The organism is Sphingobium sp. LSP13-1-1.1, assembly GCF_040676415.1.
Taxonomy (GTDB): domain Bacteria; phylum Pseudomonadota; class Alphaproteobacteria; order Sphingomonadales; family Sphingomonadaceae; genus Sphingobium.
The window spans coordinates 1-574 of the sequence record NZ_JBEGHU010000054.1; the positions used below are offsets into that span (position 1 = coordinate 1).

The 574-nt window shown below is 61.0% G+C and carries 1 protein-coding gene and 1 pseudogene; both read right to left on the bottom strand.

Going from position 1 to position 574, the window contains the following annotated elements:
• Positions 1 to 378, bottom strand: a 378-nt coding sequence (locus tag MRBLSP13_RS18890; RefSeq protein ID WP_363756057.1) for a DUF6644 family protein, incomplete at its 3' end; no start/stop codon positions are given.
• An 11-nt stretch (positions 379 to 389) separates the two neighbouring features.
• Positions 390 to 574 (bottom strand): annotated as a pseudogene (locus tag MRBLSP13_RS18895) (hypothetical protein); the annotation flags it as partial.

Below are 574 nucleotides of genomic sequence, written 5' to 3' on the forward strand. Positions count from 1 at the left end.
ATCTCGGCCGCGCCAGGTGATGCTCTGGAACAGCAGCATGTTGAGCCCCGCCAGGACGAGGCAGACCATCTTTGCGATGAAGTAGGTGTTGACAGCGTAGGCAGTGGCTCTGCTGACGAAGAGCAGGCTCCCCGTGGCGACTGCCACCATGAACGCGATCCAGACGTAGGGCAGCGTCTCATCGGAGACCGCCGAGACCGCCGATCCGTTGGATGCCAGGCCGAGAAGGCGAAGATCCATGATCGCGATCGAGCCGACGACCGTGACTATCGCCAGGACGTGGAGCGACTCGACTGTCGGGAACGCCCAAGCCGATTCGGCTAGAAACGTCGCCAAGGAAGACGCTTCGAGCGTCTGCCACAAAGATTCCAATGCCATCGACAATCCTCTCAAGTCGGCGCGTAAGCAATCCAGCGTCCAGCGAAAATGATTGCGCACCACAGCAGGAGTATCGCCGCTGAGGTGAGCCGGACTGAAGTTCGACGCGCGTGCGTGGCTTCCCAATCCTTGACGTTGAGCCGCACCGTCCGCGCCTGGAAGGCCAGAGTCACCCCGATCATCGAGATCACGAGGA